The 16,314-nt window shown below is 60.2% G+C and carries 17 protein-coding genes; 6 read left to right on the forward strand and 11 right to left on the reverse strand.

Annotated features, from left to right (window positions below):
• Nucleotides 1–4: 4 nt before the first annotated feature.
• The 8 genes from CWE17_RS09900 to CWE17_RS09935 all read right to left on the reverse strand — a co-directional run bounded on the left by CWE17_RS09900 (nucleotide 5) and on the right by CWE17_RS09935 (nucleotide 5,690).
• On the reverse strand, nucleotides 5–286 hold the full coding sequence (locus CWE17_RS09900; protein WP_131456745.1) for a YlxR family protein: 282 nt from the start codon (nucleotides 284–286) through the stop codon (nucleotides 5–7).
• Nucleotides 283–1,674 carry a transcription termination factor NusA gene (nusA, locus tag CWE17_RS09905; RefSeq protein WP_131456747.1) on the reverse strand — a complete coding sequence of 464 codons (1,392 nt, stop codon included), beginning with the start codon at nucleotides 1,672–1,674 and terminating at the stop codon, nucleotides 283–285. The genes CWE17_RS09900 and nusA overlap by 4 nt, the downstream gene beginning before the upstream one ends.
• A gap of 50 nt (nucleotides 1,675–1,724) precedes the next feature.
• Nucleotides 1,725–2,192 carry a ribosome maturation factor RimP gene (rimP, locus tag CWE17_RS09910; protein WP_131456749.1) on the reverse strand — a complete coding sequence of 156 codons (468 nt, stop codon included), beginning with the start codon at nucleotides 2,190–2,192 and terminating at the stop codon, nucleotides 1,725–1,727.
• A 141-nt stretch (nucleotides 2,193–2,333) separates the two neighbouring features.
• Complete coding sequence (locus CWE17_RS09915; protein ID WP_164498763.1) at nucleotides 2,334–2,774, reverse strand: hypothetical protein; 441 nt, start codon at nucleotides 2,772–2,774, stop codon at nucleotides 2,334–2,336.
• 102 nt (nucleotides 2,775–2,876) lie between these two features.
• Nucleotides 2,877–4,025 (reverse strand): cyclophane-forming radical SAM/SPASM peptide maturase GrrM/OscB, encoded by a 1,149-nt coding sequence (gene grrM, locus CWE17_RS09920; protein ID WP_131456751.1) that lies wholly within the window; start codon nucleotides 4,023–4,025, stop codon nucleotides 2,877–2,879.
• On the reverse strand, nucleotides 4,022–4,369 hold the full coding sequence (gene grrA / locus CWE17_RS09925; RefSeq protein WP_131456752.1) for a GrrA/OscA1 family cyclophane-containing rSAM-modified RiPP: 348 nt from the start codon (nucleotides 4,367–4,369) through the stop codon (nucleotides 4,022–4,024). Before grrA (CWE17_RS09925) ends, grrM begins: the two co-directional genes overlap by 4 nt.
• 41 nt (nucleotides 4,370–4,410) lie before the next feature.
• Nucleotides 4,411–5,340 carry an extracellular substrate binding-like orphan protein GrrP gene (grrP, locus tag CWE17_RS09930; protein WP_131456754.1) on the reverse strand — a complete coding sequence of 310 codons (930 nt, stop codon included), beginning with the start codon at nucleotides 5,338–5,340 and terminating at the stop codon, nucleotides 4,411–4,413.
• An 83-nt stretch (nucleotides 5,341–5,423) separates the two neighbouring features.
• Complete coding sequence (locus CWE17_RS09935; protein WP_131456756.1) at nucleotides 5,424–5,690, reverse strand: hypothetical protein; 267 nt, start codon at nucleotides 5,688–5,690, stop codon at nucleotides 5,424–5,426.
• A 255-nt stretch (nucleotides 5,691–5,945) separates the two neighbouring features.
• Between CWE17_RS09935 and CWE17_RS09940 the strand changes: the two genes are divergently transcribed.
• Entirely contained in the window at nucleotides 5,946–6,806 is an 861-nt protein-coding gene (locus CWE17_RS09940) for a mechanosensitive ion channel family protein (protein WP_240789366.1), read from the forward strand.
• Between the two features lie 12 nt (nucleotides 6,807–6,818).
• Here the strand turns inward: CWE17_RS09940 and grrA (CWE17_RS09945) are convergent, their stop codons facing one another.
• Together grrA (CWE17_RS09945) and grrP (CWE17_RS09950) are read right to left on the reverse strand one after the other, a co-directional pair.
• Nucleotides 6,819–7,199 (reverse strand): GrrA/OscA1 family cyclophane-containing rSAM-modified RiPP, encoded by a 381-nt coding sequence (gene grrA, locus CWE17_RS09945; protein WP_131456760.1) that lies wholly within the window; start codon nucleotides 7,197–7,199, stop codon nucleotides 6,819–6,821.
• Between the two features lie 33 nt (nucleotides 7,200–7,232).
• A complete protein-coding gene (gene grrP / locus CWE17_RS09950) occupies nucleotides 7,233–8,177 on the reverse strand; it encodes an extracellular substrate binding-like orphan protein GrrP (protein WP_240789367.1) in 945 nt (314 codons plus the stop codon).
• 79 nt (nucleotides 8,178–8,256) lie between these two features.
• Here grrP (CWE17_RS09950) and CWE17_RS09955 point away from each other — a divergent pair, with 79 nt between their 5' ends.
• Together CWE17_RS09955 and rpiA are read left to right on the forward strand one after the other, a co-directional pair.
• On the forward strand, nucleotides 8,257–9,372 hold the full coding sequence (locus tag CWE17_RS09955) for a trypsin-like peptidase domain-containing protein (protein ID WP_131456762.1): 1,116 nt from the start codon (nucleotides 8,257–8,259) through the stop codon (nucleotides 9,370–9,372).
• A 57-nt stretch (nucleotides 9,373–9,429) separates the two neighbouring features.
• Nucleotides 9,430–10,122 carry a ribose-5-phosphate isomerase RpiA gene (gene rpiA, locus CWE17_RS09960; RefSeq protein WP_131457095.1) on the forward strand — a complete coding sequence of 231 codons (693 nt, stop codon included), beginning with the start codon at nucleotides 9,430–9,432 and terminating at the stop codon, nucleotides 10,120–10,122.
• Here rpiA and hisD read toward each other — a convergent pair.
• Nucleotides 10,112–11,443, reverse strand: a complete 1,332-nt coding sequence (hisD, locus tag CWE17_RS09965; RefSeq protein WP_131456764.1) for a histidinol dehydrogenase — start codon at nucleotides 11,441–11,443, stop codon at nucleotides 10,112–10,114. The two genes, rpiA and hisD, sit on opposite strands and share 11 nt — an antisense overlap.
• Nucleotides 11,444–11,566: 123 nt before the next feature.
• Between hisD and rpsT the strand changes: the two genes are divergently transcribed.
• The 3 genes from rpsT (at nucleotide 11,567) to rpoB (ending at nucleotide 16,282) form a co-directional block, all read left to right on the forward strand.
• A complete protein-coding gene (gene rpsT / locus CWE17_RS09970) occupies nucleotides 11,567–11,872 on the forward strand; it encodes a 30S ribosomal protein S20 (protein WP_131456766.1) in 306 nt (101 codons plus the stop codon).
• A 57-nt stretch (nucleotides 11,873–11,929) separates the two neighbouring features.
• The gene (locus tag CWE17_RS09975) at nucleotides 11,930–12,715 is read left to right on the forward strand and encodes a TatD family hydrolase (RefSeq protein ID WP_206338372.1); all 786 of its coding nucleotides are present in this window, start codon (nucleotides 11,930–11,932) and stop codon (nucleotides 12,713–12,715) included.
• Nucleotides 12,716–12,988: 273 nt separating this feature from the next.
• Nucleotides 12,989–16,282: a DNA-directed RNA polymerase subunit beta gene (rpoB, locus tag CWE17_RS09980; RefSeq protein WP_131456770.1), complete on the forward strand. Its 3,294-nt coding sequence runs from the start codon at nucleotides 12,989–12,991 to the stop codon at nucleotides 16,280–16,282.
• Nucleotides 16,283–16,314: the final 32 nt, after the last annotated feature.

The raw sequence follows: 16,314 nt of genomic DNA on the forward strand, positions 1-16,314 counted from the left end.
ATGGTCATCTTGCCTCAGCGGCCGTATCCCGTTGAAGGGTGAGCCGCTCCTGCAGCACCTCCACAACGCTGTCGGGCACCTGGCAACGCAGGGCTTTTTGCAGTCGTTTGCGGCGGCGTGCCTCTTCCAGACAGGCCTCCTGGGGGCAGAGGTAGGCGGATCGGCCCATCCCTGCGTCCAAGAGAACCCCATCCTGATGGTCGCGTACCACGCGCCAGAGCTGGCGACGATCGAGCAACTGGCGACAGGCGACACACCGTCGCAGGATGGGGCGATCGATGTTCACCGGGCTCCGTCCTCTTCGCTTACGGCCTGGGCATCGTCGACGCCATCGACTTGGGCAGCCTCTTCATAGGAGGCATCGGGGTCGTTGTCCTCATCATCCTCGGGCAGGGGATACAGCTCGCGCAGGCGTGCATCCTCGGCAGCTCGGGCTGCCTGTTCAGCGGCGAGGCGCTCTTCGGCTTCGCGCTGGAGGGCTTCCTCTTCTTCCCGTTGGGAGATCAGCTCAGAAACAACCGCATCCTCTGCCGCCTGGTCGTATTCGGTGGAGTTCTTGATGTCGATCTTCCAACCCGTCAGACGCGCCGCCAGACGGACGTTCTGGCCTTCGCGCCCGATGGCAAGACTCAGCTGATCCGGGGGAACCAACACGTGCGCATGCTGTCCTTCAGGATCCACCAGTCGCACCACTTCAACCCGAGCAGGGCTGAGGGAATTGGCGATGTACTGGCTGGGGTCAGCTGACCAGCGGATCACATCGATCTTTTCGCCGCGCAGTTCGTTGACCACCTGCTGAATCCTGGAGCCTCGGGCACCGATGCAGGCGCCGACGGGATCCACTTCCCTTTCGATGCTGTCAACGGCGACCTTCGTGCGCGGGCCAACGGAACGGGATGGGGGATTGGCTTCTCTGGCCACCGCCACGATCCGCACCGATCCCTCCTGGATCTCAGGAACCTCGTTCTCGAAGAGGTAAACGACGAGTCCGGCGTTGGCGCGGCTCACGAACAACTGGGGACCACGACGGGGTACTTCACTGACTTCCTTCAGGAAGACCTTGAAGGTGGCATTGGCTCGATAGTTGTCGTTGGGCAGCTGGTCCCTGCGGGGTAACTCAGCTTCAACCTCCGGTCGGCCTAGGCCCGAGCTCACGGCCATGATCACCGACTGACGCTCGAAGCGAATCACTCGGGCGGTGAGGACGGGATCCTCCAGATCAGCGAATTCCTCCTGGATCATGCGCCGTTGCTGATCTCGGAGTTTCTGGGCAAGAACCTGCTTTGTGGTGGCTGCCGCCATGCGACCGAAGTCTTCCTTCTCAGGGGTGACATCGAGCACCACGGTGTCGCCCACCTGGGCGTCGTCGGCCACCTGCATCACCTCGGCAAGGGCGATCTGGTGGTCTTCGCTTTCCACCTCTTCGACAATGATCTTGCTGGCCAGCACCCGGTAGCCCTCCTCCTCAAGGTCGAGGGCAACATCGAAGTTGCTGAAGTACTCCTCATCGAAGGGGTCTTCACTGATGCCCAGGTAGAGGGTGCGTCGATAGCGCTCATAGCCTTTCAGCAAAGCTTCACGCAGGGCCGCTTCCACCACCTGAGGGGGGAGTTTTTTCTCCTCGCTGATGTCATCGATCAGGTTGGTAAGGCCAGGGAGAAGGACGAGAGCCATCGGGGGATTTCGAGAAGAAAAAAAGAGCGAGCGAGTGGGGTGGAGGGGATTCAGCCGGTGGGGCTGATGAGTTGAACGGAGATCACAGAGGGTCTGGAAATCCGTTTGATGCGTCCCCGCACATTCACCTGCACGTGGTCGTCGTTGCGTTCGAGCAAGGAGCCTTGTTGCCGTTGCTCCCTGCCTTCGTCATCGCGATAGAGGACTTCAACCGGGTAGCTGCGGAACGTCTGGAAGTCCCGATCGCTCTGGAGCTGATCCCCGATGCCAGGGCTGCTGATCTCCAGAACATACGCCTCGGTGAGCAGAGCCTGCGACTCAAGTGCTTCTCCCATGGGTCCACTGAAGCCTGCGCAGTCATCCAGTGAGACGTCAGAACCATCTCCGCGACGAATCTGTACCTGCACCGTCATGGGTTGCAGGTGGGTGAGGATCTGAATGTCTGCTAGCTCAAAACCGTGTGCTGCAGCTGTGCTTGCAGCAACGGCAGTGATGTCCGGCAGGAGTGGATGGGGCAAGGGCTCGGCGAGAGGGTGACTCGGGCTCAGGCCCGATGGTTGATGCTGTGATCACCCTCCCGGAGAGAGGTACTCACCAGGCCTGTGTCAAATGTAGGCGATGGTGGTTCACAGAGCCCAAGTGCAGCCGAGAGGCAGCGTTCAGTTGCAACCCTGCACAGAGATTCGGTAGCTGAAGCCGGTGGCTCCTGGATCATTGTTAGCGCCGATTCTGAAATTCACCTGACTCACGGCCTTGCCGGACGGCACTGCGAATGGACCGAACTGGGCACCGGTGCCCGTGGGGGGCTTCATGGATTGCTGCACCACCCGAAGGTTGCTTCCGTCTGTGAATTTCAGATAGGCCTCGATTGGATAGGCACCCGGATTGCCATCGGTGGAATCTGCCGTGAAGAAGAGCTTGAAGCTTCGGTAAGGCCGGTTGACGACGAAATCAGTGTTCCAGTTCGTGCGTCCGACGGCCTTTCCCACCAAGCCTTTGGGGCGTTCGACCTGTTTCTTGACGATGTAGGGCTGAGGACCGTTGCCATTGCCCCCGACCGGCATCAGGAAGGAACATCCGGCATGGGCTTGGGGAGCCATCGAGAGCGCGCTGGAGATCGCGGTGCAGCAGAGAATGGCAGTGGTCCGTCCTGTCTGGATCGGCATGGTCTCTCTTGGGTTGTGGGGAGTGGAGCGAGTGCGTCAGGGGCTGGTGGCACTCTCAAGCTCCAGCCGCTCCAGCACCACGTCCACGGGAATCTGACTGGAGAAGCGGCAGGAACAAGTTTCGCTGGCATCGAGAGTGCCGTGTTCCCAATACTTATTGCTTCCATTGCCGCCACCGCAGAAGCCGTAGTAGTCACAGGTTTTCAGGCAGCGACTCATGCCTGAGCGCATGTCGGCAAGCAATCGCTGGAAGGTGCTTGATGAGGCGGCAGCCTCCAATGACACCTCACGGATGTTGCCCAGATTGAACAGTCCGTAGCGCTCAGTTTCGACGGAGAGCAGTTCCGGATCGAAGGTGGAGAAGTTGCCTTGGGCGTCAACGCTGAGAATGGCGTAGGGACGATTCATCTCGTTCTGAAGCAGGCGTTGCTCCCCCTGGATCATCCCTAGAACTTGATCGAATTCCCTCAAGTGGATTGGGAAACCATCGCGACGATTGCAGTCCCAGAAGTGACTCAGAAAGGATCGATATTGCTTTTCGCGACTTTGCCCCTGCATGGATGACTGGGTATGCACGCCCTCCTGCTCCTCCACGTTGAAGCCGATGTGGTGAATGCCCTGATCACGGAAGAAGCGGTAGACCCGTTCTGGATCCTCCATGGCAGCGCTGGTGATCACTGCGATGGCGTGAAAGGGAATCTCATGCGCTTGCAGTGTCTTGATTCCCTTCATCGTCAGGGCATGAGATCCCCGCTGGTTGCGGAAGCGACGGTGGGCGTCGTGAATGTCTTCGGGCCCGTCGACACTCACGCCCACCACGATCTGATTACGCCGAAAACAATCACACCAGTCGGCATTGATCAGCGTGGCATTGGTTTGAACGTGCTGCTCAATCACCACACCCTGGGCCTGGAGATCAGCGGTGTGACGCTGGAGGATCGCCGTGGCCTCGTCGTAGTAACTGGTGGGAAGGGTGAGAGGCTCCCCCGCATGCCAGAGGATGGACAACTGGGGGCCCCAGAAGGGACTCTCATAAATCCGCTCGAGCAGGGTCGGCAGCAACTCGAGGTCAAAAATCTTCCGTTTTTGCCGGTCCGGTAGGTAGCAGTAACTGCAGTCCAGGTTGCACAGAGAGGTGGCCTGGATCACCAACAGCCCGATCGGGCCGAATTCTGCGTTGTTCACCAGTTCGCGAAACCACCGCGGTAGCCATTGGCGAAACCGCCGCCACCGCCATTGGCAAAGCCACGTCCGCCGTTCCCCCAGCCGCCACCACCTCCGTTACCCCAAGCGCGACCGCCGTTGCCCCAGGCACGACCACCACCGTTGCCCCAGGCACGGGCGAGGTCCGGGTGCTGTGGAGCTGCTTCATCGAGTGCCTGCCAGGCCGCCTGTCGGATCAATTCGATCCGTTGCTCGAGCTGAAGGCTCCGGTCTGGGTCGACGTGGACGCTGGCATGGCTGGCTTGCTGCATGACGCCCGCCGCGCTGAGCAGGGTCACGAGGCTGAGGAGGGTGGTTTTTTTCATGGGTCCTGGATCGATCGGGGTGGGTCGGCGGTGGGAAGGCGTTAGTTGTTAGGGGTGATCTCGGCGACCGTGGCCAGCACGATCCTGAAGAAAGTGCTGATCTGCTCGTCTTTGAGACCAATGCTGCTGCCAGGACCCACCCAGCGGTTGATTTCCTTGCGCACGTCGGTGTCGTTGTTGATGTAGGCCTGCAGAAGCCGGCCGATGGCAAGGTTGCTCACGTTGAGGAGGTGAGGGGTGGCATCGGTGACCACGCAGCCCACGCTCGCTCGGCCATAGGGGAGGGCTGGAACCAAATTGCTATCAGGGTCCGTAGTTTTCTGGTTGGCGCGTAGCCAGAGCGTGTCGCCACCCAACACGCTCACCTTGTCGCTCTTCAGCGCTTCTAGAGCCTCTGAGGGAGTGTCGAAAGCCTGAAGGGAGGCGTCATCCACGGAGTTGGCCAGGATCGAGGCCGCAACGCTGTCCTTCACAACGCCGATGGTCTGACCCTTGAGGCTGTCGGGTGTGCCATCGATGCCGGCCGGTGCCAGCACGCGGATGCCGCTGGTGGCGAAGGGGAGGGTGTAGTTAAGAGTCTTCTGGCGCTCCCAGGAGAAACCCACACCGCAGGCGATATCGGCTTCACCATTGCGAATCTTGTTGAGGCCCTCGTCCACCGAGCTGGCCGTCATCGTTTCCAAGCTCACGTTGTCGGCCTTGGTCTCAGCGGCCGTTTTGAGTTGGTCGCGGATCGCCTCCAGCACAACGAAGGAGAGGCCGTCATCACCAGTCTCGGTGGTGGTGACAAAAGGAAGCTGCTGGCCGATGACCACAGCCCGTAGCTTGCCGGTAGAGAACACAGTCTCAGACGCACCCGCTCCGTTTGTTGAGGAGTCAGGGGAAGACGACGGCGACTTCTGACAGGCCAGCAAGCCGAACGAGGCGAGAAGCATCAGGCCAGTGGCGGTGGCCCGGAGGGAGTGCTTCATCGGAAAGAGTGCGCGTTACCGCACGTCTAGGCAGGCTCGCTGGCGGTGTCCACCGCATCGTGCCGGGGTGTGCACGAATCGGATCAGTTCTGATTTCCTCCCAGATCGATGCTCGGTAGATCCTCGTAGCGATCCCCAGGTTTTTCATCGCCTCGCAGGGTTGGATCCTGGTTGATGCAACGCGCCTTCTGCTCCCCGGTGGTCAGGTATTGGCACACCCTGGCCCACAGCTTGCTCCGGGTTCCGCCGGGGCCGCGACTGAAGAGCACTTGGTCGGGCAGACCGGGCTGGCAATCGATCTCAACCTGGCAGAGCTCACAGCGAAGACGCTGGCTTGACGGGACCGTCATCGTGGATCGGGCGGTGAGAGAGGCAAGTTAAGGCCGGATTGCGCTTGGTAGGGTCCCGAAATCCCCCGCGATCGCCCTGCTGTTGTGACGACGCTTCCTTTTGACTCGCAGATTCCGCTGATTGGGCTGGGCAGTGCGCTGCTGATTTGGTTCGCTCTTGATCTGATCGCTCGCCGGTTCGGTTCAGGGTCTTTGCGTCGCCATCTGCTGCTCGCCAGTCGACTGAGCGTGTGCATGAGCTTGGCGCTTGCCTCCTTGGGCTGGTGGATCGGCGAGCTTCTTGATCCCCAGGTCATTGATCTGCCCCGGGATGGCCTTGGTATCCGCTCCTTCTTTGCTGTTGTGGGGTTCTCCTGGACCCTTTTGCGCTGGAAGGGAGTGATCGAGGCGCAACCCGATCGCTACGGCGAACGTTTGCTGCCCGGTTTGGAGAAGAAGGACCGCACGTTCTTGCTCGACGTGATTGGCAAGCTCCTGCTTGGCCTAGCGCTGCTTGTCCTCGTGCTGCAGGTGATGCGACTACTGGGTATCTCTGCCGCCGTGCTGATTACTGCCGGTGGCTTCGGCGCGGCGGCCGTTGGTTTTGGCGCCCAGAGTATTGTCTCGAACTCACTCAGTGGCCTGAGTTTGTATGTCAATAGGCCATTCGTTGTGGGTGATTACATTGATATTCCTTCAGAAAATCTCTCGGGAACTGTCGAAAAGATTAGCTGGTTTTATACGCGCCTTCGTTCGGTGGATCGCCAGCCTCTTTTTGTCCCCAATGCGATCTTTAGTGCCAAGCCGGTGATCAACATCAGCGAAATTGATAATCGCCGGGTCTGGATTGAATTCGGACTTAACTACGCCAATCGCGCGCTGATTCCTGAGCTCACTTCCGCACTGGAAAGCTGGCTGCGTGGGCACCCCGATGTCGATGCAAGTCGCACTCTTGCCGTCAATTTCATCGGCTATGGAGATTCCAGCCTGAATCTCAGGCTTGTTTGTCATGCCCGTGGCGCCACCTTGATGGACGCCTGGGCTCTTCAGGAAAAGGTTCTTCTGGAAATTGGGGCTGCTGTCGATCGATGTGGAGCGTCGATGCCTTTCCCAACGCGAACGTTGTTGCAGGGATGAGGTTGGTGTGGCTCAGAAGTTGAGGATCACGCCACCACCACCGTTGCCCCAGCCGATCCCGCCATTACCCCAGCCACCATTCCCCCAGCCACCATTCCCCCAGCCGCCATTTCTCCAGCCGTTGCCCCAGCCATTGCCCCAACGCCGTCCACCACCATTCCCCCAGCCTCTGCCACCGCCGTTACCCCAGTAACGAGCCAAGGTGGTCGAACTGTTGTCATGGGTTGCTGCTGAGTTGGGATCGCCCAGAGAGGTCTGGATTTGTTGAATGCGTTGCTCCAGGGGGTTTTGCAGATCAGGGCTGCTGAAAATGCCGGAGCTGAGTCCCGGTTGCTGTAAGACAGCCGATGTGGCCAGAAGAGTGCAGAAGCTGATTAGAGAAGGCTTGTTCATGGAAGAGAGATTGAGATGCCGTTTGGTTTTGCTTCAGGAGGCTTTCTGGAATTCGGCCACTGTCGAAAGCACGTTCCGGTAGTAGTGGTTGATTTGCTCTTCGGTTAATCCCACCCCACTATCTTTGCCAAGCCAGGCATTGATTTCCTTGCGAACCTTGGGATCGCCATCCACATAGGCCTGCATCAGGCGGCCGAGGGCGATGTTGCTGAGATCAAGCAGGGATGAGGAGGACTCCGCCACGATGCAACCGACCGCGGATCGTGCATAGGGCTCAACCGGCACAATGACGTCGGCCGGGGCTGTCTCTTGCTGGCTGGCCCGTAACCAGAGGCTGTCGCCCGCCAACAATTGGATGGCGCCAGATTTCAGAGCCTGCAGCGCATCGCTTGGGGTTGCATAGCTCTTGAACGTCGCTTGGTTGATGTTTTCAGCCAGCACGGTGGCGGCAACGCTGTCGGCAATGACGCCGATCGTCTTGCCCTGGAGGTTCTTGGGAGTGCCGTCATTCCCTTTCGGTGCCAGCAGCCTGATCCCGCTGGAGGCAAAAGGAAGGGTGAAGTCGAAGTTCTTTTGTCGCTCCCAGGAGAAATTCACCCCACAGGCGATGTCGGCTTTCCCTGAGCGGATCATCTCCAAACCCGACGCCACATTCGGAGCAACGATGGGAACGATGCTGACTTGCTTCGCACCCTTGACTCCTTCGGCATTGAGCTGGTCGCGTATGGCCTCCAGCACGACGAAACTGAGGCCGTCAAATCCTTGATCGGCTTTGCGCACCATCGGCAGCTCCGTCCCGATCACCACCGCTCGCAGTTGCCCGCTTTCGGAGACAGGATCAGGGGTTGCTGGCGGATTGCCCGTTGTCTGTTCAGCAGGTTTCTGACAGGCCAGCAAGAAGGTGCTGCAGACGGCGAGTAAGGCCAGCCGCGCATGCCGAATGGATCCCATGGAACCCACATCGTGGAGATCACCCATAGATCTAGTCAGCGGGGAGAGATTCGTCGATGCTCTGGGATGCCCCTAGCGTGGGGACCGCCGTCGCCTTCGCGCGTTGATGGGTCGCTTCCGGCTGTGCGCAGTTGCTCTGCTGATCTGTTTCTGCAGCCTGATCGGCGCCCTTCCGGTGCAGGCCTCACTCAGCTCTGGCAAGGCCTCTCACAGCTTTGTTGCTGATGTGGTGCATCGGGTTGCCCCATCCGTGGTGCGGATCGACACCGAGCGTCTGGTGCAGAGGCAGCCTTATGACCCCACGCTGATTGACCCTCTGCTGCGGGACCTGCTGGGGCAACCGGGCCTGGGTGCAGAACGCGAGAGGGGGCAGGGATCGGGAGTGGTGATCGATGCGGAAGGTTTGGTGCTCACCAATGCCCATGTCGTGGAGCGGGTTGATGAGGTGACTGTGACCCTGGCAGATGGCGAACAGCGTGATGGCCAGGTGATCGGCACCGATCCGATCACAGATCTCGCCTTGGTGCGTCTCGGGAGTGGGGAGCGGCCATCCGCTGCACCCCTGGGTGACTCCGAAGCATTGGAAGTGGGGGACTGGGCGATTGCCCTCGGTACGCCCTATGGCCTCGAGCGCACGGTCACCCTCGGCATCGTCAGCAGCCTCCATCGCAACATCAACACCCTCGGTTTCTCTGACAAGCGTTTGGATCTGATCCAGACCGATGCCGCGATCAATCCTGGAAACTCCGGTGGTCCGCTGGTGAATGCCGCTGGAGAAGTGATCGGCATCAATACTCTTGTGCGCTCGGGGCCTGGGGCTGGACTCGGCTTTGCCATTCCGATCAATCTGGCCCGTCGGGTCGCGGAGCAGCTGCTGGCCACAGGGGAGGTGGTGCATCCCTATTTAGGGCTCCAGCTGGTGCCTCTCACCCCAAGGATCGCAAGGGATCACAACCGCGATCCCAATGCCTTGCTTCAACTGCCCGAGCACTCCGGAGCTCTTGTACAGACCGTGTTGCCAGATAGCCCGGCTGACCAAGCGGGGCTTCGGCGTGGCGATCTCGTGATTTCCGCTGCTGGCCTCCCGGTGGATGGTCCTCAGGCGCTGTTGCAGGAAGTGGATCGTGCTGAGATCGGGGCGCCACTGCCCCTCGAGGTCCTGCGCAGTGGTCAGACTCTGCGCCTGTCTGTCAAGCCGGCCCCCCTCCCTGGTCTCGGCTGAAACCCTTGCTACGGTCTCGCCAGTCTCTGACCAACGACGGTGGATCTTCAGACCCAGATGAAGCAGGCTGTGGCTGCTGCTGCCACAGAGCAGATCCAGAGCGGCATGGTGGTCGGGCTCGGGTCAGGCTCCACGGCAGCCCTGATGATCCAGGCCCTTGGTGCCAAGTTGAAGCGTGGTGAACTCACGGAGATCGTCGGGGTGACCACCTCGTTTCAAGGGGAGGTTCTGGCGGCAGAGCTTGGGATCCCCTTGCAAAGCCTGAATGCTGTGGATCGCATCGATCTGGCCATCGATGGGGCTGATGAAGTCGATCCTTCTTTTCAGCTGATCAAGGGAGGCGGAGCCTGCCATGTGCAGGAAAAGCTGGTGGCTGTTCGCGCCGACCGGTTCGTGGTGGTGGTTGATTCCACCAAGCTGGTGGACACCCTCAACCTCGGCTTTTTGTTGCCTGTGGAGGTGCTCCCAGGCGCGTGGCGCCAGGTCAAAACACAGCTGTCCGAGATGGGGGGAGAGGCTGAACTGCGGATGGCAGTGAAGAAGGCCGGTCCAGTGGTCACCGATCAGGGAAACCTGGTGCTGGATGTGAAATTTGAAGGTGGCATCAGCGATCCTGCTGGCCTCGAGCAGGCCATCAACAATCTTCCTGGGGTGTTGGAGAACGGCCTGTTCGTGAACATCACCGATCAGGTGCTGGTTGGTGAGATCAGTGACGGTGTGGCCGGTGTACGAGATCTCGTCAGGCGTTGAGCCGCACCGACACCGAGTTGGCATGGCTGTGCAGCCCCTCGCTGCGGGCCAATTCCATGACGGCTCCGCCGGTGGCTTCCAGGGCTGCCCTGTTGAAGGCGATCAGGGAGGTATGGCGCATAAAGGTTTCGACACTCAGGGCCCCACTGAAACGAGCTGTTCCACAGGTGGGCAGGGTGTGGTTCGGGCCTGCGAGGTAATCGCCGACCGCCTCCGGTGACCATGAGCCAATAAAGATCGCCCCTGCCGTGCGGATGCGATCCGCCAGGGCCTCGGGGCGCTCCACCAGCAACTCCAGATGTTCGGGTGCGAAGCGATCACTGAGGCGGGCACAGCTTTCCAGGCTGTCGCAGACCACAACAAGTCCCCAGTTCGTCAGGGATTGCCTGCAGATGCTCTCGCGGGGGTGATCGCAGAGCTGACGTTCCAGTTCGGCCGGTAATGCAGCTGCGAGGGCTGCCTCCGTCGTGAGCAGCACGGAGGCAGCCAGCGGGTCATGCTCGGCCTGGGCCAGCAGGTCGGCAGCGACGTGGGCGACTGCGGCTGTGTGGTCTGCGATGACCAGCACCTCGCTGGGACCGGCGAGGGAATCGATTCCCACCTGCCCAACCACCGCTTTTTTGGCCAGGGTCACATAAAGATTTCCTGGCCCTGTAATGACATCAACCTGTGGAATCGTTTCGGTGCCGAAGGCAAGGGCGGCAATCGCCTGGGCACCACCCACCCGGTAAACCTCTTGAATTCCTGCGATGTGGGCAGCGGCCAAGACCGTTGGATTGACGCAGCCATCCCGGCCGGCGGGAGTGACCATCACGACACGTTCCACCCCGGCAGTGCGTGCAGGCACCGCATTCATCAACACAGTGCTTGGGTAAGCAGCGCGTCCACCTGGGACATAGAGCCCCGCCCGGTGTACGGGGCGCCATCGACGTCCGAGTCGCTCACCATGGACCCCCTCAAAGTCGAGGTCCTGGGGTTTCTGACGGGAGTGAAAATCCTGAATGCGTCGATGGGCCAAGTCCAGAGCGTCCCGGAGATCGGCCGGTGTTCGCTTCCATGCCTCTTCAAGCAGCGCTGGATCCAGCTGAATGGGCTCCGGTTTGAAACCGTCTAATTCCTCGGTCAGTTCGATCAAAGCCTGGTCGCCGTCTCGTCGCACGCGCGTCAGGATCCCGTCGACAGTGGCCTGTGCTTGCTGCTGCGCATCACCGCCGGTTCGCCTTGCGATCTGATCCAGCAAGGCAGCGGCCTGATCCGCGTCATGGAGGCAGCGAACGTGGATCTTGGCCTTGGAGGGAACCTCACGGTTCGGCTGGGTCATCGGCGGGGGCTCGGAGGCAATGGCGTCTGATCAAGCTAGAACCCGCTGCTCCCGTCCGAAGGATGAAGTGCGGGAGAACTCCTGTGGGCTAAGGTTGAAGATTGTCGAACCCGATCCGCCTCAGTGGCCAATAACAAGTCGTCAAAAAAGCGCGTTGAGATTGCCGAGCGCAATCGTCTGCAGAACAAGTCGTACAAGTCGGCACTGCGCACCCTGATGAAGCGTTGCTTCACTGCCTGTTCGGCCTATGCCGAGAAGCCCGGCGACGATGCCAAGGCCACCGTTCAGTCCAGCATGAATGCTGCTTTCAGCAAGATTGACAAGGCTGTGAAGCGTGGTGTTCTGCATCGCAACAACGGCGCCCACCAGAAATCCCGGCTGACCGCGGCTGTGAAAAAGGCGATTGAGCCGGCAGCCACCGCCAGCTGAGCATCGCTCCAAGGTTCAACTCTGCAAAATGGACCGGAAGGCGCGTTTCCGGTCCTTGTGTCCACTCTTTCGCTGATCGACAGTCACTGTCACATCGTGTTCCGCAATTTCGACGCGGATCTCGACGAGGTGTCACAGCGCTGGCGAGAGGCCGGGGTGGTGGCTCTGCTCCATGCTTGCGTCGAGCCTTCTGAAATCCCTGCGATCCGGGCCCTTGCCGATCGCTTCCCGGAGATGCGTTATTCGGTGGGTGTGCATCCACTGGATACGGAGCACTGGACGCCTGACACCGCGGCATTGTTGCGCCGCGCTGCTCTTGATGATCCCCGCGTGGTGGCCATCGGTGAACTTGGTCTCGATTTGTACCGCGATAAGAATCTCGATGAGCAGTTGGCGGTGCTGAGGCCCCAGCTTGATCTGGCGGTTGAGCTTGACCGCCCGGTGATCATTCACTGCCGCGATGCCGCTGAGCCGATGCTTCGTGAGCTGCAGGAGCTTCAAGCTCGTGGTGCTTGCCCGAGGGGGGTCATGCACTGCTGGGGTGGTACCCCTGAAGAGATGGAGGCGTTTTTGGCGCTTGGCTTCTACATCAGCTTCAGTGGCACGGTGACGTTCCCCAAGGCTGAGGTCACTCACGCCTGTGCTCGACAGGTGCCGGACAATCGATTTCTGGTTGAGACTGATTGTCCATTTCTTGCCCCTGTGCCCAGGCGAGGCAAGCGCAACGAACCTGCCTTTGTGGCTGCGGTGGCTCAACGGGTCGCTGAATTGCGTGGGCAGACCGTGGAGGAGGTGGCTGAGCGGAGTACCGCCAATGCCCGTCAATTGTTCGCTCTGCCCTGAAACCAGTGCTTTCGGGCGGGGGCGGAGCAGAAGTGTAAGATGTTTTATTGGCCTGGCCAATGCGCAGATTCTGCGCAGCGGCTCCCGAAGCGTCCACTCCCTTCCGGTGCATTGACGACGTCCGCCGTTCGTTCCCGAGATCTCTGAGACCCCTTCAGCGGTGCCTTCTCCCCGTGGCGAGGAGGTGCCGCAGCCTTGTGGTGTTCAAAGCTCGTGGAATTCAGCGGCTGACCTTCAGGCCTTTTGTCCCTCCATCCTTCTGCAGGTCTCCGCATGAGCAGCAGCGCGATTCAGGTCGCCAAGACCGCCACCTACCTGCCCGATCTGGTGGAGGTGCAGCGTGCCAGCTTTAAGTGGTTCCTGGACAAAGGTCTGATCGAGGAGCTGGAAAGCTTTTCTCCGATCACGGATTACACCGGCAAGCTTGAGCTGCACTTCGTCGGTAGCGAGTACCGACTCAAGCGCCCTCGCCACGATGTGGAAGAGGCCAAGCGTCGTGATGCGACCTTCGCTTCACAGATGTATGTCACCTGCCGGTTGGTCAACAAAGAGACCGGTGAAATCAAGGAGCAGGAGGTGTTCATCGGGGAGCTGCCCCTGATGACCGAGCGCGGCACTTTCATCATCAATGGTGCCGAGCGCGTGATTGTGAATCAGATCGTGCGCAGCCCCGGCGTCTATTTCAAGGATGAAATGGATAAGAACGGGCGTCGCACCTACAACGCCAGCGTGATTCCTAATCGGGGAGCCTGGCTGAAGTTCGAGACCGATAAGAACGACCTGCTGCATGTCCGGGTCGATAAAACCCGCAAGATCAACGCGCACGTCCTGATGCGTGCCATGGGTCTTTCGGATAACGATGTGATCGATAAGCTCCGTCACCCGGAGTACTACAAGAAGTCGATTGAGGCCGCCAACGACGAAGGGATCAGCTCGGAGGATCAGGCTCTGCTTGAGCTTTATAAGAAGCTTCGCCCCGGTGAGCCCCCCTCGGTCAGTGGTGGTCAGCAGCTGCTGCAGACCCGCTTTTTCGATCCCAAGCGCTACGACCTCGGTCGCGTCGGTCGCTACAAAATCAATAAAAAGCTCCGCCTCACGATTCCCGATGCGGTCCGCACCCTCACCCACGAGGACGTGCTCTCCACCATTGATTACCTCATCAACCTCGAGCTCGATGTCGGCGGGGCCAGCCTTGATGACATCGACCACCTGGGCAATCGCCGCGTGCGCTCGGTTGGAGAACTCCTGCAAAACCAGGTGCGTGTGGGCCTGAACCGCCTCGAACGGATCATCAAGGAGAGGATGACTGTCGGAGAGACCGACTCCCTCACTCCTGCCCAGCTGGTCAATCCCAAGCCCCTGGTGGCGGCGATCAAGGAGTTCTTCGGCTCCAGCCAGCTGAGCCAGTTCATGGATCAGACCAATCCCCTCGCTGAGCTCACCCACAAGCGCCGGATCTCGGCCCTGGGCCCAGGCGGTCTGACCCGTGAGCGCGCCGGCTTCGCCGTGCGTGATATCCATCCCTCTCACTACGGCCGTCTCTGCCCGATTGAGACACCGGAAGGTCCCAACGCCGGTTTGATCAATTCCCTGGCCACCCACGCTCGGGTGAATGAGTACGGGTTCATCGAGACCCCCTTCTGGAAGGTTGAGAACGGCGTGGTTCTCAAGCAGGGAGATCCCATCTATCTCTCCGCTGATCTGGAGGACGAGTGTCGTGTCGCCCCTGGTGACGTGGCCACCGATTCAGACGGTCGCATCCTCGCCGATCTGATCCCAGTGCGTTACCGCCAGGACTTTGAGAAAGTCCCCCCGGAGCAGGTCGACTACGTGCAGCTTTCACCTGTCCAGGTGATTTCTGTGGCCACCTCCCTGATCCCCTTCCTGGAGCATGACGACGCCAACCGTGCCCTGATGGGTTCGAATATGCAGCGGCAGGCCGTGCCTCTGCTCCGACCCGAGCGCCCCCTTGTGGGAACCGGTTTGGAAACCCAGGTGGCACGCGACTCCGGCATGGTGCCGATCTCCCGGGTCAACGGCACGGTCACCTTCGTCGATGCCACCGCGATTGTCGTGCGCGACGAGGAGGGAACGGATCACACCCATTTCCTGCAGAAGTATCAGCGTTCCAACCAGGACACTTGCCTTAATCAGCGACCGATCGTGCGTCAGGGTGATCCGGTGATCGTCGGTCAGGTGTTGGCGGATGGCTCTGCCTGTGAGGGCGGCGAGATCGCGCTCGGCCAGAACGTGCTGATCGCCTACATGCCCTGGGAGGGTTACAACTACGAGGACGCGATTCTCGTGAGTGAGCGTCTGGTCAATGACGACCTCTACACCTCGGTGCACATCGAGAAGTACGAGATCGAAGCACGCCAGACCAAGCTCGGCCCTGAAGAGATCACCCGCGAGATTCCCAATATTGCTGAGGAAAGCCTCGGCAACCTTGACGAGATGGGCATCATTCGCATCGGCGCTTTTGTGGAGAGCGGCGACATCCTGGTGGGCAAGGTGACTCCAAAAGGTGAGTCAGATCAGCCGCCGGAAGAGAAGCTGCTGCGTGCGATCTTCGGTGAGAAGGCTCGCGACGTTCGCGATAACTCCCTGCGCGTCCCCAGCACTGAGCGCGGCCGCGTCGTGGATGTTCGTATCTATACCCGTGAGCAGGGGGATGAGCTGCCCCCGGGCGCCAACATGGTGGTGCGGGTGTATGTGGCGCAGCGTCGCAAGATCCAGGTCGGCGACAAGATGGCTGGCCGCCATGGCAACAAGGGCATCATCAGCCGCATCCTTCCTCGGGAGGACATGCCCTATTTGCCCGATGGCACTCCGGTGGACATCGTCCTCAACCCCCTGGGTGTGCCGAGCCGCATGAATGTCGGACAGGTGTTTGAGCTCTTGATGGGTTGGGCCGCCTCCAATCTCGACTGTCGGGTCAAGGTGGTTCCCTTCGATGAGATGTATGGAGCTGAGAAATCTCAGCAGACCGTGGAGGCCTTCCTGAAGGAGGCTGCGAGCCAGCCCGGCAAAGACTGGATCTACAACCCAGATGATCCCGGCAAGCTGCTGCTCCGTGATGGACGCACCGGTGAACCCTTTGACCAGCCTGTTGCAGTGGGCTATTCCCACTTCCTGAAGCTCGTTCACTTGGTGGACGACAAGATCCACGCTCGCTCGACGGGTCCTTACTCCCTGGTGACCCAGCAGCCCCTTGGTGGTAAGGCCCAGCAAGGTGGTCAGCGTCTGGGTGAGATGGAGGTGTGGGCCCTCGAGGCCTACGGCGCCGCCTACACCCTGCAAGAACTGCTCACGGTTAAATCCGATGACATGCAGGGCCGCAACGAGGCGCTCAACGCCATCGTCAAGGGCAAGCCGATCCCCCGTCCTGGTACCCCGGAATCCTTCAAGGTGCTGATGCGCGAACTTCAGTCCCTCGGACTGGACATCGCGGTCTTCACCGATGAAGGCAAGGAAGTGGATCTGATGCAGGACGTGAATCCCCGTCGGAGCACGCCCAGTAGGCCCACCTATGAATCCCTCGGCGTCGCGGATTACGACGAGGACTGACGGACCGAACGATCGAACCGACAGACCCCCTC

This window comes from Synechococcus sp. BS56D, assembly GCF_004332405.1.
GTDB lineage: Bacteria > Cyanobacteriota > Cyanobacteriia > PCC-6307 > Cyanobiaceae > Synechococcus_C.

Bases quoted from the DNA above. Each gene is read 5' to 3' on its own strand.
- grrA (WP_131456760.1), bottom strand. From the start codon at position 7,199: ATGAACAAGCCTTCTCTAATCAGCTTCTGCACTCTTCTGGCCACATCG.
- grrP (WP_240789367.1), bottom strand. From the start codon at position 8,177: ATGGGTGATCTCCACGATGTGGGTTCCATGGGATCCATTCGGCATGCG.
- CWE17_RS09915 (WP_164498763.1), bottom strand. From the start codon at position 2,774: ATGGCTCCCCAAGCCCATGCCGGATGTTCCTTCCTGATGCCGGTCGGG.
- rpoB (WP_131456770.1), top strand. From the start codon at position 12,989: ATGAGCAGCAGCGCGATTCAGGTCGCCAAGACCGCCACCTACCTGCCC.
- nusA (WP_131456747.1), bottom strand. From the start codon at position 1,674: ATGGCTCTCGTCCTTCTCCCTGGCCTTACCAACCTGATCGATGACATC.
- rpiA (WP_131457095.1), top strand. From the start codon at position 9,430: ATGAAGCAGGCTGTGGCTGCTGCTGCCACAGAGCAGATCCAGAGCGGC.
- CWE17_RS09935 (WP_131456756.1), bottom strand. From the start codon at position 5,690: ATGACGGTCCCGTCAAGCCAGCGTCTTCGCTGTGAGCTCTGCCAGGTT.
- grrP (WP_131456754.1), bottom strand. From the start codon at position 5,340: ATGAAGCACTCCCTCCGGGCCACCGCCACTGGCCTGATGCTTCTCGCC.
- grrA (WP_131456752.1), bottom strand. From the start codon at position 4,369: ATGAAAAAAACCACCCTCCTCAGCCTCGTGACCCTGCTCAGCGCGGCG.
- hisD (WP_131456764.1), bottom strand. From the start codon at position 11,443: ATGACCCAGCCGAACCGTGAGGTTCCCTCCAAGGCCAAGATCCACGTT.
- CWE17_RS09955 (WP_131456762.1), top strand. From the start codon at position 8,257: ATGGGTCGCTTCCGGCTGTGCGCAGTTGCTCTGCTGATCTGTTTCTGC.